At 55.2% G+C, this 26,329-nt stretch carries 20 protein-coding genes and 1 tRNA gene; all 21 read left to right on the top strand.

From position 1 onward, the window contains the following. Window positions 1–18: 18 nt before the first annotated feature. The 21 genes from uvrC to QGH30_00875 all read left to right on the top strand — a co-directional run bounded on the left by uvrC (window position 19) and on the right by QGH30_00875 (window position 26,270). The gene (gene uvrC, locus QGH30_00975) at window positions 19–1,851 is read left to right on the top strand and encodes an excinuclease ABC subunit UvrC (protein ID MDP7020911.1); all 1,833 of its coding nucleotides are present in this window, start codon (window positions 19–21) and stop codon (window positions 1,849–1,851) included. After that, window positions 1,841–2,788, top strand: coding sequence for a site-specific tyrosine recombinase (locus tag QGH30_00970; protein MDP7020910.1), 948 nt, complete (start codon window positions 1,841–1,843; stop codon window positions 2,786–2,788). Before uvrC ends, QGH30_00970 begins: the two co-directional genes overlap by 11 nt. A 44-nt stretch (window positions 2,789–2,832) precedes the next feature. Then, window positions 2,833–3,576 carry a segregation/condensation protein A gene (locus QGH30_00965; protein MDP7020909.1) on the top strand — a complete coding sequence of 248 codons (744 nt, stop codon included), beginning with the start codon at window positions 2,833–2,835 and terminating at the stop codon, window positions 3,574–3,576. Window positions 3,577–3,592: 16 nt separating this feature from the next. Next, window positions 3,593–4,405, top strand: coding sequence for an SMC-Scp complex subunit ScpB (gene scpB, locus QGH30_00960; protein ID MDP7020908.1), 813 nt, complete (start codon window positions 3,593–3,595; stop codon window positions 4,403–4,405). Further along, entirely contained in the window at window positions 4,402–5,124 is a 723-nt protein-coding gene (locus QGH30_00955) for a pseudouridine synthase (GenBank protein ID MDP7020907.1), read from the top strand. The genes scpB and QGH30_00955 overlap by 4 nt, the downstream gene beginning before the upstream one ends. Before the next feature lie 26 nt (window positions 5,125–5,150). Beyond that, window positions 5,151–6,266 carry a histidinol-phosphate transaminase gene (gene hisC, locus QGH30_00950; protein MDP7020906.1) on the top strand — a complete coding sequence of 372 codons (1,116 nt, stop codon included), beginning with the start codon at window positions 5,151–5,153 and terminating at the stop codon, window positions 6,264–6,266. 13 nt (window positions 6,267–6,279) lie between these two features. Further along, on the top strand, window positions 6,280–7,581 hold the full coding sequence (aroA, locus tag QGH30_00945) for a 3-phosphoshikimate 1-carboxyvinyltransferase (GenBank protein MDP7020905.1): 1,302 nt from the start codon (window positions 6,280–6,282) through the stop codon (window positions 7,579–7,581). Next, on the top strand, window positions 7,578–8,933 hold the full coding sequence (gene cmk / locus QGH30_00940; GenBank protein MDP7020904.1) for a (d)CMP kinase: 1,356 nt from the start codon (window positions 7,578–7,580) through the stop codon (window positions 8,931–8,933). Before aroA ends, cmk begins: the two co-directional genes overlap by 4 nt. A 99-nt stretch (window positions 8,934–9,032) precedes the next feature. Next, window positions 9,033–11,165, top strand: coding sequence for a 30S ribosomal protein S1 (locus QGH30_00935; GenBank protein MDP7020903.1), 2,133 nt, complete (start codon window positions 9,033–9,035; stop codon window positions 11,163–11,165). A 54-nt stretch (window positions 11,166–11,219) separates the two neighbouring features. After that, window positions 11,220–12,539 (top strand): tRNA (N(6)-L-threonylcarbamoyladenosine(37)-C(2))-methylthiotransferase MtaB, encoded by a 1,320-nt coding sequence (mtaB, locus tag QGH30_00930; protein MDP7020902.1) that lies wholly within the window; start codon window positions 11,220–11,222, stop codon window positions 12,537–12,539. Then, a complete protein-coding gene (gene miaB, locus QGH30_00925; protein ID MDP7020901.1) occupies window positions 12,536–13,846 on the top strand; it encodes a tRNA (N6-isopentenyl adenosine(37)-C2)-methylthiotransferase MiaB in 1,311 nt (436 codons plus the stop codon). Before mtaB ends, miaB begins: the two co-directional genes overlap by 4 nt. 14 nt (window positions 13,847–13,860) lie before the next feature. Then, complete coding sequence (locus tag QGH30_00920) at window positions 13,861–14,196, top strand: LapA family protein (protein MDP7020900.1); 336 nt, start codon at window positions 13,861–13,863, stop codon at window positions 14,194–14,196. Further along, complete coding sequence (locus tag QGH30_00915; protein MDP7020899.1) at window positions 14,197–15,363, top strand: tetratricopeptide repeat protein; 1,167 nt, start codon at window positions 14,197–14,199, stop codon at window positions 15,361–15,363. Between the two features lie 67 nt (window positions 15,364–15,430). Next, window positions 15,431–16,120: an SPOR domain-containing protein gene (locus QGH30_00910; protein MDP7020898.1), complete on the top strand. Its 690-nt coding sequence runs from the start codon at window positions 15,431–15,433 to the stop codon at window positions 16,118–16,120. Continuing rightward, window positions 16,117–18,732: a DNA mismatch repair protein MutS gene (gene mutS, locus QGH30_00905; protein MDP7020897.1), complete on the top strand. Its 2,616-nt coding sequence runs from the start codon at window positions 16,117–16,119 to the stop codon at window positions 18,730–18,732. Before QGH30_00910 ends, mutS begins: the two co-directional genes overlap by 4 nt. Continuing rightward, complete coding sequence (locus tag QGH30_00900; protein ID MDP7020896.1) at window positions 18,729–19,502, top strand: hypothetical protein; 774 nt, start codon at window positions 18,729–18,731, stop codon at window positions 19,500–19,502. The genes mutS and QGH30_00900 overlap by 4 nt, the downstream gene beginning before the upstream one ends. Continuing rightward, window positions 19,499–21,268 (top strand): DNA mismatch repair endonuclease MutL, encoded by a 1,770-nt coding sequence (mutL, locus tag QGH30_00895; protein ID MDP7020895.1) that lies wholly within the window; start codon window positions 19,499–19,501, stop codon window positions 21,266–21,268. Before QGH30_00900 ends, mutL begins: the two co-directional genes overlap by 4 nt. Next, window positions 21,265–22,164 (top strand): tRNA (adenosine(37)-N6)-dimethylallyltransferase MiaA, encoded by a 900-nt coding sequence (miaA, locus tag QGH30_00890; protein MDP7020894.1) that lies wholly within the window; start codon window positions 21,265–21,267, stop codon window positions 22,162–22,164. The genes mutL and miaA overlap by 4 nt, the downstream gene beginning before the upstream one ends. 34 nt (window positions 22,165–22,198) lie before the next feature. Beyond that, a tRNA-Gly gene (locus QGH30_00885) sits at window positions 22,199–22,271 on the top strand. 133 nt (window positions 22,272–22,404) lie between these two features. Continuing rightward, the gene (locus tag QGH30_00880) at window positions 22,405–24,882 is read left to right on the top strand and encodes a trypsin-like peptidase domain-containing protein (protein MDP7020893.1); all 2,478 of its coding nucleotides are present in this window, start codon (window positions 22,405–22,407) and stop codon (window positions 24,880–24,882) included. Window positions 24,883–24,965: 83 nt separating this feature from the next. After that, window positions 24,966–26,270, top strand: a complete 1,305-nt coding sequence (locus QGH30_00875) for a DUF512 domain-containing protein (GenBank protein ID MDP7020892.1) — start codon at window positions 24,966–24,968, stop codon at window positions 26,268–26,270. The last annotated feature ends 59 nt before the right edge of the window (window positions 26,271–26,329 follow it).

The following is a 26,329-nucleotide window of genomic DNA, read 5'->3' as shown; positions in this document are numbered from 1 at the left end:
CGGGAAAAGGAGTCGCTGTTGACACTCCCGGCCCGTCTTTCAGAAAAGCTGCGGCGCATTCCGCCTTCCCCCGGGGTTTACTTTTTCAAGGACTCCAGCGGCAAGATCCTCTATGTCGGCAAGGCTCGCAAGCTGTCCAGCAGAGTGGCCTCCTATTTCTCCAGGGCTCAGACCCCGCATCGGATTCGACTTCTGGTGAGGAAGATCGCAGACATCGATTACCTCGTCTTCGAAAATGACCTGGAAGCCCTGCTCGCAGAGAACAACTTCATCAAGGAACATTCTCCTCCCTACAACATTCGCCTCAAGGACGACAAGAGCTATCCCTATGTGCGGGTCAGTCTGGAAGAGGAACTGCCTCGGGTTTTCCTGACACGCTCAATCGATGAAAAGAGGAGCCGCTACTTCGGACCCTATACGGATCTCGGAAGCCTGAAAGCCACGCTGAGAATCCTGAAGAGTCTCTTCCCGATTCGTGACTGTCCCGGGGATGTCCGTTTCCAGAGCCTCGACCGGGAATGCCTTTACTACCACATAGACCGTTGCAAGGCGCCCTGTACAGGTCGCCAGTCGGTGGATCACTATCGCGCTGATGTGGATCGGGTGATTCTCTGTCTGTCTGGAAAGGTGGAGCATCTCATTGAGGAAACTCGAGGCAAGATGGAGTCGTCTTCAGAGGAACTTCGCTATGAAGAGGCCGCAAGACATCGGGACACTCTCGACGGCTTGGAGAAGATGAGGCGTCATCAGCGGGCAGAGATCTATGGGGGAGGGGATCGGGATGCCATCGCAATGGCCCGGGATGGAAGGGAGTCCTGTCTCGTCCTGATGCGAATCCGGTCCGGGAAGTTGATGGCCAGTGAGACTTTTACCTTCCGGAACAGTCTGGAAGAGTCTGACGATGAAGTGCTTCTTGCATTCCTCAAGCAATTCTACGACAGGGTTCTTCAGTGCCCGGGCGAGATCCTGATTCCCCATCATCTGGAGGAAGCTCCGCTTCTTGAGTCCTGGTTAGAGCTGCGCTTTGAGCAAAGAGTCAAGGTACGGGTTCCACTGCGGGGCCTCGGGAAGTCCCTTCTTCTCATGGCCGAGGACAATGCCCGCACGAAACTCGACGAGCTACTGATGACCGGTCCGGGCAGGGCCGGCAAGGTGCCTCCGGAAATCTTCGAACTTCGGGATGTCCTTCAGATCCCCTTCTTGCCCCGACTCATTGACGGGATTGACATTTCCAATACAGGAGATGTGGAGCTGGTAGCTTCGCTTGTCAGATATCGAGACGGAGTCCCGCAGAGATCCCAGTATCGGCATTTCCGGATTCGCACCGGCACAGGCCAGGATGACTTTGCGTCGATTCGCGAAGTTGTACTTCGCCGCTACCGGGCTTTGAAGGAAAGAAAGGAAGACTTCCCCGATCTCCTTTTGATCGATGGAGGAAAGGGTCAACTGTCCTCGGCTTTCTCGGCTCTTGAAGAACTTGAAGTAGAGGGCCAGACCTTGATTTCCCTGGCCAAGAAGGAGGAAACGGTCTATCAGGCTGAGCGTCCTGAGAGTCCGCTGATTCTCCCTCCTTCTTCCGCTGCTTTGAAGCTACTGCAACAGGTACGCAATGAGTCCCATCGTTTCGCAGTGGAGTTCCATCGCAAGAGGCGTGGGAAACGGAGTCTCTCCTCGGAACTGGACTCCATTCCCGGTCTTGGCCCTGCACGGCGGGATGCTCTTCTGAAGCACTTCAAGGATCTTCGCAGGATTCGCGCTGCCGCACTGGATGAGTTAATGCAGGTTCCCGGTTTCGGGGAAGCCCTCGCCAGACAGGTGATCGAAAGTCTGAAGGAGGGAAATGAAACCTGAGTGGCTTCGATTCTGTGACGCATGGATGGACATGCTCCTGGTAGAGCGGAATCTATCCTCTCATACTCTGGAGGCCTATCGCAGGGATCTGGAACTTCTGGCACCTCATTCCCCGAGCCCTCTGGAAATCGGACCGGAGGAACTTCGCGAGGCACTGTCGGAAGCGGACAAGCGCGGCCTGAAGGCTCGAAGTCGCGCCCGTCTCCTGAGCTCCTGGCGCAGTTTCTTTCGCTTTCTGTTGCGGGAAGGAGAGCGAAAAGACTCGCCCGTGGACTGGATCGACTCTCCCAGACTGCCCGCCACTCTTCCCGATGTTCTGCAGCCCGGGGAGATAGAAACCCTGATTGACGTGGCCGGAAGGTCCCGGAGTTTTCCTCTTCGGAATGCGGCTCTTCTGGAACTTGCCTACGGAGCGGGTTTACGTGCCAGTGAAACCGTGGACCTCCCTCTTGCGGATCTCTTTCTGGAAGAAGATCTCCTGAGAGTAACCGGAAAGGGGAGCAAGCAACGCTGGCTACCTCTCGGTCGCATGGCCCGCATTTCACTGGAGAATTATCTGAAGAAGGAGAGACCCCAGCTTGCAAAACCGGATTCCCCGCCCCGGGTCTTTCTCAATTATCGCGGCTCTACGCTCAGCCGCGTGGGCTGGTGGAAGATCCTCAAGGAGATCTCCCGGGAGGCGGGACTCGGGACGAGAGTGCGTCCCCACAGTCTGCGACACTCCTTTGCGACTCACCTGCTGGAGGGAGGCGCCGATCTGCGCTCCGTGCAGGAAATGCTGGGTCATGCATCCATTGCAACGACACAGATCTACACTCAGGTGGACAGAATCTACCTTCGGGAAGTTCACCGCAGTTTTCATCCCCGGGCGGGAGATTTCAGTGAAAAAAGCGAGGAATTGCACCCGGACCGGGAGAAATCCTTTGACGAAACCTGAACAGAATGCTCTTTTTGCTTGTCTGCCAAGCGATTGGAAGGTTCATGTCCTATTCTGTCCGTCTGGAACTCTTTGAAGGTCCCCTCGACCTGCTTCTCTATCTGATTCGAAAGAATGAGATAGAGATTACGGAGATTCCTATTGCGGACATTACGGAGCAGTTCCTCGGGCAATTGGAGGAGCACCGGATTCTGGAATTGGATAGCGCCGGAGAGTACCTCTTGATGGCGGCCACCCTTCTGAGAATCAAGAGTCGTATGCTTCTGCCCCGGCACGGGGAAGAGGAGGGGGAGGATCCGAGATCGGGTCTTGTACAGCAACTGGAAGAGTACAAGAAGTACCGGGAAATCGCAGGGCAGCTTCGGGATCTTGCAGAGGATCGAAGTCAACTGCACGACTATGTCCCGGACATTCCCCTGGGGGACCTTCGTAGTACTGAGAGTGTCCTGTCTTTTGACACCATGGATCTGCTTCGTGCGCTTCGAAATGTGATGGGGGAGATGTCCGAAAGGGAAGCCCAACATCATGTAGAACTGGAAAAGGTCACGATTGAGGAAAAGAGCGATCTGCTTCGCGAAAGGGTGAGAAGCGGGGACCGGTTTCGTTTCCGGGATCTCTTTTCGGAAGACCTGACAAGGACCCATGCTATTGTAACCTTCATGGCCATTCTGGAGTTGATGAGAGACGGAGAGATCTGCGTACTTCAGCAGGGTCATTTCGCTGAAATCTGGATTGAGAGAAAAGAGGCTGCACAGGAGGCAGTTATGGCCCGCGCTGCGGGCGCCTGAGTGAAAGGGTGAGAGAATGAGTCAGGATTTACTGAGGACCGTAGAGGCCCTTCTGTTCGCCTCTCCGGACGCTCTGTCCGCAGAGAGAATCAAGTCCATCATCCCCTATGCAGGATTGCGGGAGGTGCGCTCAGCGCTTTCCGAGCTTGCAGAGTCTTACGACTCGGAGGGGCGTTCCTTCCAGTTGAGTGAACTGGGGGGAGGGTGGCGCATTGTCACGCGCAAGGAGTACTCGAAGCTCATCGAGAAGATGATGCACACGCGAAGGAAGTCGCGTCTCTCCCGTGCTGCTCTGGAGACCCTGGCGGTCATTGCCTATCGGCAGCCCTGCACTCGTTTCGATATTGAACAAGTCCGGGGAGTGAATTCCGGTGCATCTCTTTCCACACTTCTGGAACATGAGCTTCTGAAAATCACGGGGCGCGCAGAGACGGTGGGGCGTCCCCTCTTGTATTCCACGACCGAGAACTTCCTCTCCCATCTTGGAATCAACGAACTCGGGGATCTTCCCAACATGGCGGAGATCGAAGCCCTTCTGACGCCTCCGGCTGATCTTCTGGCTACTCCCGCACTTCCGGAAGAACGAAGAAAGATGTTCCTGGAAGGGATTGAGGAAATCCAGACTCTTCTGAATCAGGAGCACGAGTTGCCGGTAGAAGAGACTCAGGAAGAGGAATCCGTGGAGATGGACCGGATTCTTCAGGATGCCTATGAGGATGAGAAAACCGCTCTTGAAGGCAAGACCAATGTCGTGTTGACAAAGGAAGCAGAAGTGATTCCCCTTCACCCGGAGCCTGTTCCCGCGACTTCGGAACCGGGGGAGGAGTGAAGCGCTACCGACTGAACCGCTACCTGGCCCTTGCCGGTATCGCCAGTCGTCGCGCCAGTGACGAGATCATCAAGGCTGGCCGGGTCAAGGTGGACGGAGAGACCGTTTTGACTCCCGGGATGTCGGTTGAAGTTTCAAGCACAGGGGTTGAGCTTGATGGCATGCGAGTTTCCCTGGCACCCTCCCGAATCTACTTGCTGAACAAGCCGGCTGGAATTCTGTCCACGGTCAAGGATCCTCATGGGGGAAAGAATGTTCTTGATCTGGCCCGTGATGCGGGGGTCAAGGAACGGGTTTACCCGGTGGGAAGGCTCGACAAGAAAAGCCGCGGCCTTCTTCTCCTCAGCAACGACGGCGATCTCTCCTACCGTCTCCTTCACCCCCGTTTCAAGGTGGAAAAGGTCTACGAAGTCCGCATCAATCTCCCCATCACCCGAACCCAGATGAAGCGTTTCGAGCGGGGTCTCACGCTCTCCGACGGGCAGACAAGTCCTTGCAAGATCCGCGCTCTCAGGGGTCGTGCCATCTATGAGGTAACTTTGCGGGAAGGCCGGAAGCGACAGATCCGGAGGATGTTTGAGTCACTCCAGCGACGCGTTGTGGACTTGAGGAGAGTAGCCATGGGGCCCCTGAAGCTCGGAGGCCTCCCCGAAGGTGAGATTCGCCCCTTGAGTCCCAATGAAATCGCAGGCTTGAAAGATCGCCTCGGTCTGAGCTAGTTTCATCGAAGCATTGGGGAGGGACCATGGATTTCAAGAATCTCGCACGCGATGAAGTTCTGGATGTAAAGCGATACATCCCGGGCAAGCCGATGGCAGAATTGCAAAGAGAGCGGGGGCTCGCTGAAGTCGTCAAGTTGGCTTCCAATGAAAACCCGCATGGGCCGGGGCAACGGGTTCTCGAGGTTCTCGACCGGTCCATTCGCGAACTCAACCGCTACCCTGATGACAGTGCCTACTACCTTCACAAGGCTCTTTCCAAGCATCTGGGCCTGGACAGTGAGCGAATCTTTATTGCCAACGGTTCGGTGGAGATCCTCTATTTCCTTGCCGAGCTCTTTGTCAATAAGGGCGAGGAAATCGTCTACGCTGTGCCCTCCTTTTTGGCCTACTCTATCGTGAGCCAGTTGTCACTGGGGACGGGAGTTCCTGTCCCTCTGGGCGCCAACTCAAGGCATGACCTGCCTGCCATGGCAGAGGCCATCAATGAAAACACGAAGCTGGTCTTTGTCTGCAATCCGAATAACCCCACGGGAACCTACAATACTGAAAGTGAGCTAAAGGACTTTCTTGACCGGGTTCCGGAGAATGTCCTCGTGGTCGTGGATGAAGCCTATGTGGAATATGTGGACGCAGAGGATTATCCCAGGACTCTGGAGTGGCTGGAGCAGTATCCCAACCTGATTCTTCTTCGAACCTTTTCCAAGATTCACTCGCTGGCCGGCTTGCGTGTCGGATATTCCATCAGCCACCCGAAACTGGTGGATCTTCTGGAGAGGGGCCGTCCTCCTTTTAATGTCAATTCCCTTTCTCAGGTTGCGGCCATGGCAGCTCTCAAGGAAGAGGAGCGAGTGGAGTGGATTCGCAAGGAGAACAGCCTTGGCAGAGACTATATCACGAAGAAGTTCTGCGAAATGGGATGCGAAGTTCTCCCGAGCCAGACGAATTTCGTCTTCGCTTTTCTCCCCCTGGACTCGAAAGAGATCTTCGAGTCACTTCTTGACCGGGGAGTCATCATTCGCCCCATGGAGTCTTTTGGAGGCCGTGAGAATGCGGTTCGAATCAGTGTCGGCCTGGAATATGAAAACAACCGCCTTATGCATGTCCTGAAGGAACTGATCCAAACGAAGAGTCGGAGCTGAGTTGTTTTACCGGGTGCACAAGGCGAAGAAGTGTCGTGGGCGCTGGAAGGCGAGTGGAGACAAGTCCCTGACTCATCGCGCCTACCTTTTGAATGCGATGGCTGAGGGCGTGGCGGAGATCCGGAATGTGAATGCCGGTGAAGACTGCGAGAGAACCCGCCTCCTTTTGGAATCTCTCGGGGCCCGAATGGAAACTCTTGAGGAGAAGCATTCCTGGAGGGTCGAAGGTTGTGCCGGGAAATTCCTTGCACCGGCTGAAATCCTCGATGCTGGCAATTCAGGAACCACGATCCGTCTGCTTGCCGGGCTATTGGCGAGCCAGCCCTTTGAATCCCGTCTTGACGGGGATGAATCCCTGCGAAAACGTCCCATGGTCCGGATACAGCAGCCTCTGGAAGCCTTGGGTGCTCGTGTTCATCTTCCGGATTCCGGAACTCCGCCTTTCTCCATTTGTGGGGGACCTCTTCAAGCCTGTGTCTATGAGAGCCATGTTTCCAGCGCACAGGTGAAGAGTGCCTTTCTGCTTGCTGCCATGCGAGCAGAGGGTGAGTCCCGCTTTTATGAACCGGTCCTCAGCAGGGATCACACCGAGAGGATGTTGCAGTCGATGGGGGTGCAACTCCAGAGAGACGCTGAGCACCGCATCCGAATTACAGGGCCCCAACTCCCTCGTTCCGTATCCCTCCGTATCCCGGGAGACTTTTCCTCTCTTGCCTTCCTGGCGGCGGCCGCTACTCTCGTGGAGGGGGGCAGCATTGTGGTCAAGGGGATCAGTACAAATCCCACCCGGACCGGGATGCTCTCTGTTCTGGAAAGGATGGGTGGGCACTTTGCCTTTTACCATCCTGGTGAAAGTGCGGGGGAGCCTTATGCGGACATTCTTGTGCAGCACTCGAGCCTGAAGGCTACGGAGATTTCTGCCGGTGAGATTCCTTCCCTGATTGATGAGGTTCCGGTGATCGCGGCTCTGGCAAGTCGTGCCCTGGGGGAAACCCGAATCCACGGCCTCGGGGAGTTGCGCTTCAAGGAAAGCGACCGTCTGGAAAAGACCCTTGCCATGCTTCAGGCCTTCCACGCGAAGGCTCGTGTGGAGGGAGACAGCCTCTTTATTGAAGGTTCTTCGCAGCTTCGAGCCTGTGAATTTGACTCCGGGGGCGACCACAGAATGGCCATGGCGGCTGCGGTCATGGCGCTGATTGCAAGGGGCGAGACCAGGATCCACGGAGTGGAGTCAGTCAGAACCAGCTTTCCCGAGTTTCCCGGATTGATCCGCAGGTTCACAAATCGCGCATTGGAAGTGGAGGAGGAAAGATGATCGTTGCGATCGATGGTCCCGCCGCCAGTGGAAAAAGTACCACGGCAAGGGGGGTCGCCCGGGCTCTGGGTTTCGATTATCTCGATACAGGATCCCTCTATCGCAGTGTGACTCTGGCCGCAATGCGTGCGGATCTTCCTCCGGAAGAGGGAGAAGAGCTGCTTCGTTTTCTGGATTCCCTCGATTTGAAATACCGGTATTACAAAGGGAAAGCGATTCTCCGCCTGGACGGCGAGAATATCAGTGAAGAGATTCGCGATGAGAAGGTCGCCGGCATGGTCAGCGCCTACAGTGCCCTTCCCTCCCTTCGCCGCTTCATGGTGAAGCTTCAGCAGTCTTATGCGAGAGGCAAGAATCTTGTCGCGGAGGGTCGGGACATGGGGACGGTGGTTTTCCCGGATGCGGAACTCAAGATCTTTCTGAAGTCCGACCCGGCGGTGAGAGCTCAGCGACGGGCTCAGGAGTTCGGGGAGAGGGGGCGCCAGGTGGGAGTGGACGAGGTGCAAAGTGAGTTGAAGTGCAGGGATCGCATCGACTCCGAGAGAGAGCACTCTCCCCTTGTCCGTGCGGAGGATGCCATTGAACTTGACAATTCCCTCATGAGCATCGAGCAACAGATAGAGGAAGTGACCCGGCTGGCCCTGAAGAAAACCCCTCCCTTACGAGTTAGCCCGGATGAGCTTCTCTATGACCCTGAGACAATGGGTGACAGAAACCCTCGAATCCCGTCCATGAGATGGATCTACCGAGTTGTCTGGCACACTGTCAACTTCCTTGCGAGAGGTCTTTTCGGGGCACGCTACCACTATCGGGAACGAGCTCCCAGGAAGGGGGGGCTGATTCTGGCCTGTAATCACATCGCCTGGCTGGATCCTCCCATCTCCGGTCCATCGGTCAAGCGGGAGTTGACCTATGTTGCCAAGCGGGAACTCTTTCGGAACCGCCTGTTTGGAGCCTTTATCGCCTACTTCAATACCGTTCCAATTAGTCGAGGCACCTTTGACCGGGTATGTTTCGACCAACTCCGAGAGGCCTTGGAAGAGGGCGGAACGGTCTTCTTTTTCCCGGAAGGGACCCGTAAACCCTTGGGACGTTTGGGGAAGGCCAAGTTCGGGATGGGTCTCGTTGCCCATGAGTCCTCCTGTCCCGTTCAGCCGGTTTTTATTCGGGGCACCCGCTCCTGGTTGTCTGCCATTTTCCGAATTCGCCGAATTGACGTCTATCTCGGTCGCCCTCTTCACATTCAGCCGCTCCGGGATCGCGGCCTTGAGGGACGCGAGCTTTACGAGATCTTCGGAGAGGGTGTAATGGCGGAAATCGCAAAGCTACAGGAGGAAGCCGGAGGCCCCTGATCCCCTTGCATTTCGCTGGCTTATGGACTAATGTGATTCCGTTTCCCGGCCCCGTGCCGGAAGGCGTAACTGTAACCTTTTCAGGAGGATGATCCGCTCATGGATTTCGAAAGTAATACCCCCGCGGAAACCGGGATGGACCCGATTTCCGAAAAATCCGCCCAGGAAGGGGGTGACAAGGACTCCGCTTCCATCGAGACTGCCACGGCAGGCAGTAATATAGACAGCAAGGCTCTCAAGCTGAATGAGCGTCTTGGTTTCGAGATTGAAAGCCTGGAAATAGGCGAGGATGCGAAGCAGGATCCTGATAACTTCGAAAAGATGATGCTCGAATATGAATCCACATTGAAGGATATCAAGGAAGGCCAGATTGTCTCCGGCACGATCATCCATGTCGGCGACAGTGAAGTGCAGATCAATGTGGGCTTCAAGAGTGAGGGTTTCCTTCCGCTTTCCCAGTTCGGGGGAGCAGAGAACGTCCAGGCTGGCGATGAAGTCGATGTCTTCCTCGAAAGCCTGGAAGATGATCAGGGACTTCTGGTCCTTTCGAAGGAAAAGGCTGATTTCCTGAAGGTCTGGGACAAGATCAAGGACTCCTACGACAGCAATGAAATCGTGGAAGGGATGATCGACCGCCGGATCAAGGGTGGTTTGGTCGTCAAACTGATGGGCGTGGATGCCTTCCTGCCGGGAAGTCAGGTGGCTCTTCGGCAGGTTCCCGATCTCGAAGCCCTGCTCAAGCAGACCTTCGAGTTCAAGATCATCAAGCTGAACAAGCGCCGCCGGAACATCGTGGTCAGCCGCCGCGTCGTTCTGGAAGAAGAGCGCAACAAGTTGAAGGCTTCCCTTATCGAGGAACTGGAAAAGGGGCAGGTCCGCAAGGGTCTGGTCAAGAACATCACCGACTTCGGCGCCTTTGTCGACCTTGGTGGAATCGATGGTCTTCTGCACCTGACCGACATGAGTTGGGGGCGCAGTGGCCATCCCAGTGAACTGGTGAACATTGGGGAGGAAATCGAGGTCAAGGTTCTCGATATCGATCTGGATCGTGAGAGGATCAGCCTCGGACTCAAGCAGTTGACCGGCTATCCTTGGGAAAATGTCGCCGAAAAGTATCCGGTGGAATCTCGCATCAAGGGCAAGGTCGTCTCCATCACCGATTACGGTGCTTTCATTGAGTTGGAGAAGGGCATCGAAGGCCTGATTCACATCAGTGAGATGAGTTGGACTCGCCACGTGAAGCATCCGAGCAAGATCGTAGAAATCGGGGAGGCCATCGAGGCCGTGGTCCTTGCAGTGGATAAGGATAACGAGAAGATCAGTCTCGGTCTCAAGCAAATCGAACCGGATCCCTGGGACACTCTTGATGAGAAGTACCCCATTGGTTCGATCGTGCGCGGACAGGTTCGCAACCTCACCAATTTCGGAGCCTTTGTGGAACTGGAAGAGGGAATTGACGGCCTGGTGCACATTAGTGACATGAGCTGGACTCGCCGGGTTCGCCACCCCAAAGAGGTTCTCGAGAAGGGGACGGAAATCGAAGTCGTCGTTCTGGACATCAACAAGTCCATTCGGCGGATCAGTCTCGGCATCAAGCAGCTGGCTCCGGACCCCTGGTTCGACCTCACGGCCAAGTACACGGAAGGAACCTTCCTTATGGCGAAGGTCTGCCGCCCTCTGGAAAGAGGCGTGGTCGTGGAAGTGGAGGATGGCGTTGAAGGCTTCATCCCGGTCAGCCACCTGGGGGACCGAAGCATCAAGCGCCCTGCCGAGCACTTTGCCGAAGGCGAAGAGCTTCCCATGAAGGTGATCAACATTGACCATGATGGCAGAAGGATCGTTCTTTCCGTCACGGAGCGTCTCCGTGAGGAAGGGGCGGAAGCCTTCCAGGAATTCATGGACAAGTTTGGGGAACCTCGCTTCACACCTCCTCCCAAGGAGGAGGGCGATGAAGATGAGGAAATGGCGTCAGATGATCTTGATCTGAATGAGCCGGAAGCGGCGGCCCCCGAAGCGGAAGCAGCTCCGGAGGCAAGTGCCGATCCCGAACCGGAAGCAGCGGCTCCCGAAGCGGAAGCAGCTCCGGAGGCAAGTGCTGATCCCGAGCCGGAAGCGGCGGCTCCCGAAGTGGAAGCAGCTCCGGAGGCAAGTGCCGATCCCGAGCCGGAAGCAGCAGAGTCTTCTCAGGAAGAGTCATCGGAAGAACCGGAGACTCCTGACGAAGAGTCCTGAGAAACCTCGGGTATTCAGGGAGGCGGAGAAAACTCCGCCTCCCTTTTTTTATCTATGGATAAACTGAGCTTTGAAACTCCAGTGCGAGTCGCTCTTGTGACCCAGGGTTGCAAGGTGAATCAGTATGAGACGCAGGTTCTTATTGAGGACCTTCTTGCCCGCGGATGGGAACTGGTGAGGCCCAGCGATGAACCGGATCTTCTCGTGGTCAATTCCTGTACTGTGACCGAAGCCAGTGACCGGGATCTTCGGAAACTGCTACGAAAGACCGCAAGAATCACTCCGAAGACCAGAATTCTGGTCACAGGGTGCAAGGCTGAGATTGATCCTGAGGAAGTCAGAAGCATGGAAGGTTCTCCCCAGGTTTTGGGAAATAACCAGAAGATGGCGATCCCCGGCATTCTCTCGGGAGAGGATGTTCCAGAAGAGCCGGCTCAGGAGAAACTGGAGGATCTTCTCATTACCCGTTTTGATGGACGCGGACGCGCGATCCTGAAAATCCAGGACGGCTGTAATCTTCGTTGCTCTTTCTGCATCGTTCCTCTTGCTCGCGGTAATAGTCGGAGCCGCTCCTCAAGGGAGTGTTTGAGCCGCGTTCATGCTTTGCAGGAAAACGGATTTCATGAAGTCGTTCTCTCCGGCATTCAATTGGGGCTTTACCGGGACCCCGATTCAAAAGGAGGGCGGCTTCCAGAACTGCTCTCGATGCTTCTGGACAAGACCCGGGATGTTCGCTTCCGCTTGGGCTCCATGCTTCCAAAGCATGTGAGCAGCGAGCTACTGGATCTCTTTCAATCGGAGCCAGAGCGACTCTGTCCGCATTTTCATGTTTCCCTGCAAAGCGGTGATGACGGGATTCTGCGTTCCATGAAGCGTCCCTACACAAGTGCAGAGTATCGGGAAACTTTGGAGAGGATCTGTTCTGCCGTGAGCAATGTCTGCGTCGGTACGGATGTGATTACCGGTTATCCCGGGGAGTCGGGAAACTCCTTCATGACAACTCTTACTTTTCTCCAGTCTCTCCCTCTTCATTATGCGCATGTCTTTCCTTACTCTCCCCGCCCCGGCACGGTGGCCAGCACTCTGGAAGGGAAGGTCGACCGCTCCCTTGCCATGAGGAGGGGAGCGATTCTGAGAGACATGTTTCGTGACAAGGAAGATGAATATCGGAAGACTCAGACAGGTAAAACGCTTCAGGTGCTTGCCGAAACCCCGCTTCCCGGAGGGATGATGAGAGGCCGTAGTGAGAATTACCTGAAAGTTACCTTTTCCGCAGAAGGGGTTCACGCCGGGGAGATCAGGAGCATGAAGGTCTCGGGTCTTGAGAGCGATGGATTGACGGCGACCCGGATCGTGGGGGAGTCCGGGCAATGAAAACATTCTACATAGAAACCTATGGCTGCCAGATGAACTTCTATGACTCACAGGTCATTGACGATGTTCTGCAGGGGATGGGACTCAGGAAAGTGGCGAGTGCAGAGATGTCAGACCTGATTCTGATCAACACCTGTTCTGTGCGGGACAACGCGGAGCAACGCGTGCGGGGGCGGATCAACCAGCTCTGGGGTGAGAGAGTTGCACGACGACAGGAGGGGATGATCGGTCTTCTTGGGTGCATGGCTCAGAGGCTGGGTGAGAGTCTTCTTCAGGAAAAGCACTCACGACTCGATTTCGTGGTGGGTACGGATCAGTACCAAAGACTACCGGAGATTATCGATCTTGCACTTCAGAAAAAGCCGTCCCTCTACTTTACCGACTTTGACCATGTGGTGACCTATGAGGCACGACCCAAACAGATGCCGCCCGGGGGTTCTCATTATCTGGCCGTAATGCATGGATGTGACAAATTCTGTTCCTACTGCATCGTCCCTTTCACGAGAGGAAGAGAGCGAAGCAAGCCCATGGAAATCATTCTGAGGGAAGCCCGGTCGATCTCGGAGGCAGGAGGATTTGAAATCACTCTCCTGGGCCAGACCATCAGTAGTTACCAGCATGGGGGAGATGACTTCGTTTCGCTGCTTCGGAATGTCTCCTGCATTGACGGGATCAAGCGAATCCGCTTCATGACCAGTTATCCAACAGACCTCAATGAACAGGTCTTTGATGCCATTGCAGATCTTCCGAAAGTGGAGAACCGGATTCATTTACCAGTCCAAAGTGGGAGCGACCGGGTTCTAAGGAAGATGAACCGCCATTATGACCTTGCTCAATATGAGGCAATTCTCTTGGCCGGGAGGGAGAGAATCGACGGCTTACAGTTTTCCACCGATCTCATTGTCGGGTTTCCCGGAGAGCAGGAAGATGATTTCCAGGCGACTCTTCAACTGATGGAACGGCAGAAATTTGTGTCTTCCTTTCTCTTCAAGTATTCTCCTCGAGAAGGGACATTGGCCTGCCGGAGCGAGGACGATGTCCCCGAATCTGTGAAATCCGAAAGGCTTGCCCGCTTGATGGAACTACAGGAAGCCACAACAGTTCGTCTTCTTCAGGCGCAAGTGGGAGAGGAACTTGAGATATTGCTTGATGAAGAGAGCAAAAAAGCCAAGAATCAGCTTCGGGGCAGGACTCGTAACAATATGCGGGTCATTGTAGACCCGAAAAAGGGAACAGCGATTGGCGATTTTGCGGTCGCTCGAATTACCGGTTTCAAGGGGGGAACCCTGACCGGAGAATTGCTCTGATCTCAGGAGGAAAGATGTGGGTCTTGAAGCGTTTCTTTATTCTTCTGGTAGTAGCGTGTATTCTCTTTCTCGGTATCTTCAATGCGACGGAGAAGACTACTCTGTCTCTCGGTTTCAAGGTCTACAAGGAAATCCCTCTTCCTCTTCTGATTGTCCTCTTTTTCCTGCTTGGTGCGATTTTCCAGTACTTCTTCTCCGTAGCAAAAGAGCTGTCCCTTCGTGCGGAACTTCGCAAAACGAGGAGAAAAGAGAACTCCCTTCTTGAGGAACTGAAGGAATTAAGAAACCTGTCCATTGAAGAGGGTTTTCAGGACCAGGACTTTGAGGACGCTCCTTACGAGGAAAACTAGATGAAGCTTCTCTTCCTCTATTTTCTCATTCTTGCAGCACTTCTTCTGGTGCTTGTTGCCCTCTATTTGCGTCGAAAGACTTCCCGCCGCAGGGCGACTCTTTCGAAGGACCACCACCTCCTGGCTCTGGAGTTTCTGGCCGATGGAGACCTCTCCTCTGCCATTGCCCAGTTGCAGTTGGCTGTTCAGTCCGGTCAGGGGGGAGTGGATGCATTTCTGCGACTGGGAGATCTGTACCGCTCTCAAGGACAGTTCAAGAAAGCCATTCACATTCATCGCTCTCTGGAGATTCGAAGAGATGCGCACGATCAGGATCGAGCAAGGATTCTGGCGAGCCTAGCCGACGATTATCTCGCCGCCAACCGATGGGATGAGGCCCTGGGTCAACTGGAAGAATTGAGACGCCTTGATTCTCGCGACCCATCGATTGCACGCAGGATGAGTCAGGTTTTCCTCCACAAGATGGAACTGGAGAAAGCCCAAGCAGAGCTTCGCAAGGCGCATCGTCTGGAGGGTGAGGACCAGACTGATGAGATGGCGATCCTTCTCACGGAAGGCGCACGCCAGAAGATCCATGATCAGCAGTGGAAGGAAGGCCGCAAGGCTTTGCAGGAAGCCCTGAAACTGAATCCTGCCTGCATCCCCGCTCTACGCCTTTCTGCGGATCTCTTTCATCAGGAAGGCAAGGATCAGGAAGCTGCCGATGAGATCCAGACTATGGCACTCACGGCTGCTCAGGGCTCAGAACATGACTACCCGAAGATGGAGAAGCTCTTCTTTGATCTCGGCCGTTTTCACGAGATCCAGTTCGTCTACCAGGAGGTCCTCAGCAAGGATCCTGGTTTCTGGCCAGCCCGTTTTGCGCTTGCTGCAATTCTCGACAAGAGGGGTAGCCGCGAAGATGCGATTCGCCTCCTGGACTCGAATCTCAATTCTCACTCCATTGACGCGGTGAAGGCCAGTCGAATCCTTCTGGAGTGGGACAAACCGGAACTTGCAATGCAGTGGCTGGAGAAGTGGAACTCGTCCGGTCCTCTCCCGTCTCTCTACCGCTGCAGAAATTGTGGAAGCCGCCACAGCGGCCCCCGCTGGTATTGTCCCGCTTGCCATGGCTTCAACAGTTATGATCCGATTACTCAGGAGTCCGCTGATCATATTCCTGTCTAGCATCCTGCTTCTTGCATTTCTGCTTCCTTCCGCTTCCTTGGCAGACACTGCATTTTCCTGGCCTGCCTTGCCTGACACCGTTGCCACAAATAATGCGCACCCTGCCTACCGTTTCGCTGCGGGGCTCTACCAGTCCCTGATTGCAGAGCCTTCCATTCAGAAGAGTCCCCTGCACCTGCGATCCCTTCTTGCCGTGTCAAAGAAGCAAGTCAAAGTGACCTTGCCCGAAAAGGGTCCCGACCTTCCCCTTCAATTGAGGTTGAATTCCAGGCAGGACTGGTCGGAAGAGGAATTGCGGGAGTGGAAGTCCCAGCTCTTGGGGGACGATCCGGAGTCACTCTACTGGCTTGCTCTTTTCCATTTCGAGACAGAGGATTACGAACTGTCTCAAAAGGCTCTTAACCGGCTCTTTCAGAAGCATCCTTCCTCGATCTTTGTCCCTCCCGGAAAGGAGCTCCTTGCCCGGCATCCGGAGGCGGGCAAGGAAATCGGTGAATTTCCCTCTCCCACGGGGGAAGGCTTTCGGGTACAATGGGGAGCCTTCCGCGACCCTGCGGGCGCGAAAAAACAGATCCACATTCTCGCAGGCTATGGGCTGGAGGCGGAGATTCTCCGCTTTGAGCGGGAGGGAGTACATTTGTATCGTGTCTGCTCTTTGCCCTGTCTCAGCAGAGAGGAGGCAAGATCCATCGGGCAAGAGGCTCGGGATCGTTTCGGACTGAACTTTGCGATTACCTCCGAGAAGGAGTCTCCTTGAGTCGGGCAAAAAAGAGCCTCACTCCCATGATGGAGCAGTACCAGCGGATCAAGGCCCAGCATCAGGGCCAGATTCTACTCTATCGTATGGGGGACTTCTACGAGACTTTCTATGACGATGCGGTCGAGGCCAGTCGGATTCTGGGAATCGCACTGACCACCCGAGGCTCGAGTCAGGGTAATCCAATCCCCTTGGCTGGAGTTCCCCATCACTCCGTGAATACCTACATCCATCGTCTGATCGCCGCGGGCTGTAGCGTTGCGATTTGTGAGCAGGTAGAAGATCCTGCCACCGCAAAGGGCGTCGTAAAGAGGGAAGTTCTGGAGGTGATCACTCCCGGGACTCTCACCCTCGAGGAGTTTCTGCCAAGAGAGCAGGGCGCCTACTGCATGTCGGTCTTCCCGGAACAGGATTCTGCTGGCTTTGTCTTGGGAGATGTCTCAACGGGGGAACTGATTGCAGGCCAGGAGCACCCTTCCCAGTTGCTGGGTCTGCCGAGCCGTTTCAATGTTCAGGAGTTCCTTTTCCCGGAGGAGATGGTGGGGCAGGGTCTCTTGCAGGAATTGAGAAACCTCTATCCCGATATTCATTTCAGCACTTCCTCCGCCTGGCACTTTCAGGAAGGGGAATGCGAGGCCTTTTTAAGACAGCACTTTTCTGTTTCTGACAGCACGCTGATGGGAATCCGTGAGGGGGAGGAACCTCTCCTGCGTGCCCTCGGGGCTCTTCTTCAATACCTACGCTCTCTGAAATCCGAAGATCTTTCCTTCTTTGACCATGTCGAATTCCTGAGACAGGATGAGATTATGGTTCTCGACCGCCTGACTGTCGACAACCTGGAACTCATTCGCCCCATGCGCGGTGAGGATCGAAGTGCGACTCTCCTCGGAGTCATGGATCATTGCGTTAGTCCCATGGGATCGCGTCTCCTTTCTCGTTGGCTTCTGGCGCCTCTTCTGGATATCAGATCCATTGAAGACCGACAGGATGCAATCGCCCTTTTCCTCGACAGGAGTTCTCTGAGAAATGAACTGGCCGGAGAACTGAAACCCTGTGCGGATCTGGAGCGCCTGGTGAGTCGTTTGAATGAGAGGAAGGCAAGACCCCGGGATCTGAAGTCTCTCTCTCAGGCTCTGGCTCTCCTGCCGGGCATCCGCAATCTTCTCACTGAAGTGGAAGGTGGCGAGATTGGGAGACTGCGGGATTCCATTGATGAGCTTACTGAGATCCGCAAGCTCCTCGAGGAAGCGCTCCTGGATGAGCTTCCTGCTCACCTGTATGAAGGAAACCTGATCCGTCCAGGGTTTGATTCAGAGCTGGATCGTTTACGGTCCCTGAGCGAAGAGGGAAGGGACTGGATCCTGTCTCTTCAGGATAAGGAACGCAAGAGAAGCGGAATCCAGAAACTCAAGATCGGCTACAACCGGGTCTTTGGCTACTACATCGAGATTGGCAAATCCCATGTGGACAAGGTCCCCGAAGACTACATTGTCAAACAGACGCTGACTTCCAGCCAGCGCTACGCAACTCCTGAGTTGAAAAGCAGGGAAGAGGAAATCCTCGGTGCAGAGGAAAAGAGGATTCAGCGGGAGAAGGAAATCTTTGAGAGCCTTCGGGCCCGCTCCTGGGAGTTTCGCGAGACCATTCAGTCAAATGGACGGCATCTCGCTGCGCTGGATCTTCTCGCCTCGCTTGCTGAACTTGCCTCCCTGCAAAGATATCAGCGTCCAGTTCTTGAACAGGAGCCAGTTCTGGAGATTCTGGGAGGGCGCCATCCCGTTGTGGAAATGTTGCAGGATGAGAATTTTATCCGCAATGACCTGGAGATGCACCCCGAGCGACATCAGATCACTCTCTTGACCGGTCCCAATATGGGCGGCAAATCGACGTATCTGAGAATGAACGCGCTCATCGTTCTGATGGCGCAGATGGGGAGCTTCGTACCGGCCGATTCTGCGAGAATCGGGATCACTGACAAGATTTTCACCCGGGTGGGGGCCAGCGACAATCTTGCCCGCGGGCAATCTACTTTCCTGGTCGAGATGGAAGAGACGGCCTACATCCTCCGTAACCTTACGAGTCGCAGTCTGGTGATTATGGATGAGATTGGGAGAGGTACCAGCACCTACGATGGACTCAGTCTTGCCTGGGCGGTTCTGGAGCATCTGCACTCCTCTTCTCACCCGAATCCAAAGACTCTTTTTGCTACTCACTATCACGAACTGACAAGCCTGGAGAAGGATCTGCCAAGGCTTCACAACTTTCATGTGAGCGTGAAGGAATGGCAGGAGGAGATTATCTTCCTTCGAAAGGTGGAGCCCGGAGCGGCCGGCCGGAGTTATGGAATACAGGTGGCCCGCCTTGCCGGGATTCCCGGAAAAGTCACCGAGAGAGCCTTCCGGATTTTGGAAAAAATGGAGAGGGATGCCCATTTCGCAGAAGGCGGGAAGCCGGTTCCCTCACAGCGGGAGCAGATGACTCTCTTTCCTTCCGAGGGGCACCCGGTTCTTGATGAGATCCGGAGCCTAGACCCGGAACGCCTGACTCCTCTGGATGCCTTGTCCCTGATCTCGGAGTACCGGGAGCGCCTGAACCGGGAGGAAGAATCATGACTCGCCTGATCCTGATGGGAACCGACCATGAGCTTCTGTCTCTTTTGACGCGGCTTCGCATGGAAGGCCGAGCAGAGATCCTTGGAATCATCCCTCTCGGGCAGGATGAAGATCTTCGGCTCTATGCCGAGATTTCCGGCCTTCCCATTCTCCGCCCGGATCATTGTCCCGAGTGGGCCGGCATTGCCGACTATCTGGTAGTGGAACAGGCACCCACGCAAGCCTGGGGCGGCCTTCCCCGATTGCTGCCTTCGGAAGTCCAGAACCGCTTTTTTCAGGAGGAAACGGAGGTGTCGATTCCCCCGAAGGAAGAAAGAAGGGCAAGCCCACCCGCAAGATCAAGCTTCCCCGCATTTGCCCGCGAGCTACGCCGGGAGATCCTCCGCAGCCAGCGGTATCATTTGGGTTTCTGCCTGAGCCTCTTTCTCTTTCTTGATGAAGAACAGAACTGCCTGCAGGTTTCCCACTTTCAGGAGGAACCTCTTTTGAACCTCCCTGCTGAAATCGGCAGGAAGACCGATACCTGGGGGCTGAGTCCGGAGGGAGTAATGCTTCACCTTGCCCCGGAGACTCTGGAGCAGTCTCGCCTATTGAAAAGGCGCCTTCAGTCAGCACTTGAGGACTGTACTTCCCGACTGGAGGGAGGGCCCTGGAAAGTACTCGTGGTTCAGTCCCTCTTTCCCCAGGATGGAAACTCTGCCTCTCTTCTCATTCGCAAGGCCATGGAGCAGCTGGCTCGAAAGGGATATACGCCGGGAGGGAAAGTGTGAGAACCCCGATTCAGGCTCTCTCGGCTGAGACCGTCAACAGGATTGCCGCCGGCGAGGTGATTGAAAGGCCTGCCGCAGCACTGAAAGAGCTTCTGGAGAACGCTCTGGATGCGGGCGCAGATCAGGTGGAGGTGGAGATAGCAGGTGGGGGAGTTTCCCTCCTTCGCCTGAGCGACAATGGGATCGGCATCCCCCGGGAGGAATTGCAGGAGGCGCTGAGCCGCCATTCCACCAGCAAGATCCGCGCTCTTGATGATATAGAAGGGGTGTCCAGCTTTGGTTTTCGTGGAGAGGCACTCGCTTCCATGGCCTCTGTCTCCGATCTCTCCCTGACGAGCCGGACGGAGGAAGAGGAAAGTGCCTGGAGCATCCGTTCTTTCCATGGGAAGCTTGAGGAGCCCCGTCCACAGGCCAGAGAAACCGGCTGCACGGTCGTCATGAAGGACCTCTTTGCTCAAATCCCGGTTCGCAAGAAATTCCTCAAGAGCGAGAACTCCGAAAAACGCGCGATCCTCCAGATCTTCCAGCAGTATGTCCTTGCTCACCCGGAGATAGCCTTTCGCTTTCTGGAAGATGGGAAAGAGAAACTGCAATACCCTGAGTGCCGGACGATTCGGGAACGTGCCGAAGCTGTTTTGGGAAGGGAAGCCCTTCGCCACATGGTGGACCTTGAGGGAGAAGATGAGTCCTACCGCTTGACGGGCCTTTGCAGTCTTCCCCTGAGTAGCCGGGGAAACCGAAGCCAGCAATATGTCTTCCTGGGAAGGCGACCGATCCGCGATGACTCTCTTCGCCATGCGATCTCCCAGGCCTACCGTGATGTCCTCCCACCGGGGCGCTTTCCCTCCTGCGTCCTGTTTCTGGAACTTCCCGGAGAAGAAGTGGATGTCAATGTCCATCCGAGTAAGAGAGAAGTTCGATTCCGGAATCCCTCCCGCCTGCACTCACTCTTTACCCGAGCATTGAAACAGGCCATCGGCAGTGGGGGAGATCTTGCATCCCGCCTTCGGGAGAAAGAATCTCTTCTTCTCGGCCCGGAACGCCTGCCCGGTGGTAGAAAGCAGTCAGCACTTTCTTTTCCCGGTCATTCACATTCCGGATATCAAGCCCCTGCCAGGCCAACTCCTCCCATGGATCTTCGGGAGACAGGGGATTCAGCGCCGGAACGAAGTGAGGAGAGATCCTTCTGGCACTTGCAGAACACTTTCATCCTGACCCGAATCGGGGGCGGGCTTGTGATCATTGACCAGCACAATGCTCATGAGAGGGTTCTCTTTGATCAGGCCCTGGCAAATCTGTCGGGCCTTGCTCCGAAGCAACAGGAACTACTGTTTCCACACAAGCTTGAACTGAGTCCCCCGGAAATGGAGGCTTGGCGAGAGGGGTCGGAGTTTTTCCAGGAAATTGGTTATCGCATGAGCGAGTTTGGGCCCAGCACCTTGTTGGTGGAGGCCATTCCTGAGACAGTAAGCCGCTGGGATGAGGGCAGTGCCATTCGCGATATCCTCCACGATATCTCCGAGGAAACCGGAGACTTGGGCAAGAAGCGGGAGACTGCGCTTGCCACGTACTCCTGCAAGAATGCAATCAAGGCGGGTGAAGCCATGCGGGACGAAGAAATGGATATTCTGGTAACCCGTCTATTCCAGACCACTCAGCCCTACACCTGCCCTCACGGAAGGCCGATCATCATCCGGATTGGAAGGGAAGAACTGGAAAAACGCTTTCATCGTAAAATTCCCGACAGTGTTTCGGAGAAGAAGTGAAGGTTCTGATTCTGGCCGGGGCGACGGCCACGGGCAAGAGTACGCTGGCCATGGAACTTGCCCGGGAGTATTCAAGAGACATCATTTCCGCTGACAGCCGTCAGGTCTATCAGGGACTGAGAGTGGGAACCGCTCAGGCAAGCCCTGAGGATAAGGCGGCAGTTCCTCACCATTTCCAGAACTTTCTTTCTCCAGACGAACAGTGGTCCGCGCAGGGCTTCTCCCGTAATGCTCTGAGCGTTCTCCGGGAGAAGGCAGATCAAACTCCCATAGTGGTAGGAGGGACCGGCTTCTATCTGAAGAGCCTGATGGAAGGGCTTTCTCCCCTCAGCGTTTCTCGTTCAAAGACCCGGGAAATTCGAAAGAGGATCGAGAGCCTGAGCACGGAAGAGCTTCGAAATCAACTCAGTAGTGCGGATCCTGAAAGCGCTGAGAGAATCCATCAAAATGACCGCCAGAGGATTCTCCGGGCTCTGGAAGTCTATTTGGCTACCGGGGAAACCCTGACGGATCATCATCGGAAAGGGCGTGAGAGTCCGGAAGATGTCGAATGGAAGCGAGTTCTTCTCAGCTGTGCGCGCTCTGCCTTGCATCAGAATATCGAAGACCGCTTGGATCGAATGCTCGACGGATCATGGCAGGCGGAAGTTCGAGAGCTTATGGAGAGCGGTGTGAACCCGGAAGCACCGGGCATGCAGACTCTTGGTTATCCGGAGGTTCTGGCTATTCTTCGCGGTGATCTTTCTCTCAAGGAGGCAAGAGAGAAGATTCTGATCCGGACCCGTCAGTATGCACGCAGGCAGGAAATCTGGTTTCGCAAGCAGGAATTCGATCTGATCATTCAGGACTTGCGGGGGGACGGGGCGAGAGAAATCCGCCACTGGCTCGCATCTTGACTTCAATACTTCCTGTTGCTAGCTTCGTATTTCTGCGGGAATAGCTCAGTTGGTAGAGCATCAGCTTCCCAAGCTGGTGGTCGCGGGTTCGAGTCCCGTTTCCCGCTCCCCACCCGCTTCGGCGGGTTTTTTTAGCTCAAATCTGCCGTGACCGCTTCCGGTCACTATGGTACACTAAAGTCGCTTGAGATCGTACTGATAGCCCTCTGCGGCTGAACCGCACCCCATAGGGAGGGAACCATGTCCGGGATCCGTCGAGTTCTGCCTATTCTTTTGCTCTGCCTGCCGCTTTTTGCTCAGGCCATCCCCTTTGATCCTTTTTCCACGGAAGCACTTCCTTTGGATCCTGCCACGGCCGGAGCAATGATATGCCCTGCCCTGGATCTGGATGCTCTGGCTTTGGAAGACCAGCTTCGCGAGGAGGAGGGGCTTGCTCCCCGTTTCGCCGTCGCTCATCCGGTGACTCTTTCTCCCGGGATCCAGGGAGACTGGGAAAACTACGGAGAGAGCCATCAGGTATGGAGGGTCCGGATATACAGCCCGGATGCCCTGTCCCTGAACTTCGGCTTCAGCCGATACAACATGGTGTCCGACGCTCGCATGTTGATCTACTCGGCCGATGGTTCCGAGAAGATTGACTATGCCTTTACTGAAATCGATAACGACGAACACGGGGAGCTCTGGACTCCAGTAATCCTCAGCAATGATGTCGTGGTGGAAGTCACGGTTCCGGTCAAGGCTCTCGATGAGTGCAATATCGAGCTGACTTCAGTCAATCGCGGATACCGGGGTTTTGGGGAGCTGCTGGGAGACCGTTCCGGCTACTGCAACAACGACGTGGTCTGCCCCGAGGGTGATCCCTGGAGAGATGAAATCGCTTCTGTTGGCGTGATCTCTACAGGCGGGACTCTCTTTTGCACCGGTTTCATGGTCAACAACACCTCGGAAGACCAGACACCCTACTTCATGACAGCCAAGCACTGTGGAATCAGCGGAGGGAATGCTTCCTCACTGGTCGTATACTGGAACTTTCAGAGTCCCAGTTGCGGGCAGCAGGGGGGCGGTTCCCTGAACCAGTGGCAGAGCGGTTCCTGGTACCGGGCAGGCTACAGCACTTCAGACTTCACTCTGGTCGAACTGGATGATGCCCCCAACCCTGACCATGAAGTCAGTTATTCCGGCTGGGACAATTCCACTGCGAACCCATCGAGTGCAGTGGCGATTCATCATCCCAGTACGGATGAGAAGAGTATCAGCTTTGAATATGATGCCTGTACGACTACGAGCTATCTGAGCAATTCCCAGCCCGGGGATGGAAGCCATATTCGGGTCATTGACTGGGATGATGGCACCACGGAGCCGGGATCCTCGGGATCTCCTCTCTATGACCAAAACCATCGGGTCGTTGGACAGCTTCATGGTGGCTACGCTGCATGCGGCAACGATACTTCAGACTGGTACGGGCGTTTTTCCCGCTCCTGGACAGGAGGAGGCTCCTCGTCCAGTCGTCTGAGCAACTGGCTGGATGCTGCGGGAACGGGTCAGAGCAGCGTCAACACACTGGTTCCCGGAGCATCGGGCATGGCCGTCAGCCCGAGTGACGCTTTCAGTTCTTCCGGAGATTCCGGAGGCCCCTTCAGTCCTTCTTCGAAGACCTATACGGTCACCAATCAGGGAGAAAGCGGCTTCAGTTTCAGTGTCACTCACTCGGCGGCCTGGGTTTCTCTCAGTTCCTCCGGCTCCTATCTCTCGCCCGGGAACTCTGCGAACATCACCGTGTCCATCAACTCCTCTGCCAATTCGCTACCATCCGGAGGCTACGAGGATCTCGTCTACTTCACAAACACAAGCACCCATGAAGGGGATACCAGCCGCTCAGTGAACCTTCAGGTGGGCGTTCCTTCCCTGGTCTATGACTGGGACCTGAACTCCAATCCCGGTTGGTCTACTACAGGCGACTGGGCCTGGGGACAACCGACTGGTGGCGGGGGTCAGTACGGCAATGCAGATCCCACTTCAGGGCATACGGGCAGTAAAGTCTATGGCTACAATCTGTCAGGCGACTATGGGAACAACCTTCCGGAGCGTCATCTGACAACGGGAGCCATCGACTGCTCAAACCTCTCTGCGGTTTCTGTGAAGTTCTGGCGATGGCTGGGTGTGGAGCAATCATCTTACGACCACGCCTATCTTCGAGTCAGTACGAATGGAAGTTCCTGGACCACGGTTTGGGAAAACTCGGCGGAAGTAGCCGATTCCAACTGGTCTCAGAAAGAGTATGATCTCTCCGCGATTGCTGACGGCGAGGCAACAGTCTTTCTCCGCTGGACCATGGGAACCACGGATGGAAGCTGGCAGTACTGTGGCTGGAACATCGACGATGTTGAGATCTGGGGAGTCGGTGCAGACGACATGACTTCCAGCGACGATTCTGCGCCTGCAAGAACGGCGCTTCTTGCCAACTTTCCCAATCCCTTCAATCCCCGAACGGAAGTGCCCTTTGAACTGTCTGAGAGCGGCTATGTCCGCCTTTCCGTCTTTGACATCACCGGGCGACAGTTGAAGGTTCTTGAGAGTGGGCTGCTTCCCGCCGGACGCCATCAGGCCTCCTGGGATGGTCGCGCAGAAGACGGGGAAACTTGCTCCGCCGGAGTCTATTTCATTCGTCTGGAAACGGAGCAGCACTCCGAGTCCCGCAAGATCACACTCGTGAAGTAAATTTCTGAAGAAGAACCCCCCGCATTCTGTGGGGGGTTCTTCATGCCCTTTACATCGGGAGCCGGCCCGTCTATCCTGAGCTCATGAGTCAGAGCCCCAAGAAGAGATCCGGACTGAAAGTCGCCAGAGTTGCTGGCGATCTGATTCCGCTAATTGAGGCGGGAGAGGAGATTCTCGAGATCGACGGGAATGCTGTCGAAGATGTGCTGGATTTCCACTTCTACAGTGTTCTCAGCCTGTCTCCTCAGGTGATGATTGCTTCCAGTTCAGGAGAAACCAGAACGATTTCCTTGGAGTCTCATCTTCTGGACCCGAGCAATCTCGAATTCGAACCCATGCAGTTCAAGACCTGCGGCAATGACTGTGTCTTCTGTTTCATTCACCAGATGCCTCCCGGTCTCCGTGAAGATCTCTACTTCATGGACGAGGACTATCGTCTCGGTTTCATGTTCGGCAACTATGTGACTCTGGCCTTGGCCCGCGAGAAGGAACTTCTCCGCATTACCCGGCAGCAACTGAGCCCTGTGTACGTATCTGTACACGCTACGAACATGGAACTTCGAAACCGGCTTCTTGGCTTGAAGAAGAGTCGGGACATCCTCAGCACTATTCAAAGGCTCTGTGACGAGGGCATTACAGTTCATACGCAGATCGTTCTCCTTCCCGGGTGGAATGATGGAGAGGAACTGAAGAGGAGTATGGAAGATCTCGCCCGCCTTTCCCCGGGAGTGGCTTCTCTGGGAGTGGTTCCCGTCGGGCTTACAGACTTCCGTTCCTCTCTCCCATCACTGCAAGCCTGTACTCCGCAAGCTGCCGGCCTTGTGATCGATCAGGTGGAAAACTTCCAGAAGCAGTCTTTGCGTGAAACAGGAACCCGTTTTGTCTTTCTGGCTGATGAGTTCTATCTTCTTTCTGAAAGAGACCTTCCGATGATGGAGGAGTACGAGGACTTCCCTCTCTCTGACAACGGCATTGGTATGAGCCGTGACTTCATTGAAGCAGTCCGAAGCGAAGCCTCCTCCTGGTCTCCGCTTGAGAAACCCCAGCGCATTACGATTCTGACCGGCATCCTGGGGGAGAGGGTCTTCCGAGAGTTTCTGGAGAAGACACTCTCGGAGCTTGAGGGTCTGGAGTTCAAGGTTCGCGCTCTCAAGAACTCTCTCTTCGGAGAAAAGATCACAGTCAGTGGGCTTCTCCCGGGCAGAGTGCTGCTGAAGGCCGCTATTGAGGAAGCTCCTCACTGCGATCTACTTCTTCTCCCGCCCAACTGCCTGAATGCTAGCGATCTCTTTCTCGATGACCTGAGCTTGTCAGGGTTTCGCGACAAGGTTCCCGTCGCAGTGGCGATTCCGGAGGAGGGGCTTCTTTCTCCTCTCCTCGATCATTGAGCTTGCGCAGACAAACACCCTTTGCTAGGATTCCTATCGTCAAGGATGACAAGCCCTTC

This window comes from Candidatus Krumholzibacteriia bacterium, assembly GCA_030748535.1.
Taxonomy (GTDB): domain Bacteria; phylum Krumholzibacteriota; class Krumholzibacteriia; order JACNKJ01; family JACNKJ01; genus JASMLU01.
The sequence above is the reverse complement of the archived record's forward strand: the minus strand, read 5'-3'. Positions and strand labels throughout refer to the sequence as shown.

Coding starts and splice junctions, on each gene's coding strand:
- hisC (MDP7020906.1), top strand. CDS start 5,151: ATGGATTTCAAGAATCTCGCACGCGATGAAGTTCTGGATGTAAAGCGA.
- QGH30_00970 (MDP7020910.1), top strand. CDS start 1,841: ATGAAACCTGAGTGGCTTCGATTCTGTGACGCATGGATGGACATGCTC.
- QGH30_00920 (MDP7020900.1), top strand. CDS start 13,861: ATGTGGGTCTTGAAGCGTTTCTTTATTCTTCTGGTAGTAGCGTGTATT.
- scpB (MDP7020908.1), top strand. CDS start 3,593: ATGAGTCAGGATTTACTGAGGACCGTAGAGGCCCTTCTGTTCGCCTCT.
- QGH30_00880 (MDP7020893.1), top strand. CDS start 22,405: ATGTCCGGGATCCGTCGAGTTCTGCCTATTCTTTTGCTCTGCCTGCCG.
- mtaB (MDP7020902.1), top strand. CDS start 11,220: ATGGATAAACTGAGCTTTGAAACTCCAGTGCGAGTCGCTCTTGTGACC.
- QGH30_00965 (MDP7020909.1), top strand. CDS start 2,833: ATGTCCTATTCTGTCCGTCTGGAACTCTTTGAAGGTCCCCTCGACCTG.
- QGH30_00900 (MDP7020896.1), top strand. CDS start 18,729: ATGACTCGCCTGATCCTGATGGGAACCGACCATGAGCTTCTGTCTCTT.
- QGH30_00915 (MDP7020899.1), top strand. CDS start 14,197: ATGAAGCTTCTCTTCCTCTATTTTCTCATTCTTGCAGCACTTCTTCTG.
- cmk (MDP7020904.1), top strand. CDS start 7,578: ATGATCGTTGCGATCGATGGTCCCGCCGCCAGTGGAAAAAGTACCACG.
- QGH30_00875 (MDP7020892.1), top strand. CDS start 24,966: ATGAGTCAGAGCCCCAAGAAGAGATCCGGACTGAAAGTCGCCAGAGTT.
- QGH30_00935 (MDP7020903.1), top strand. CDS start 9,033: ATGGATTTCGAAAGTAATACCCCCGCGGAAACCGGGATGGACCCGATT.
- miaB (MDP7020901.1), top strand. CDS start 12,536: ATGAAAACATTCTACATAGAAACCTATGGCTGCCAGATGAACTTCTAT.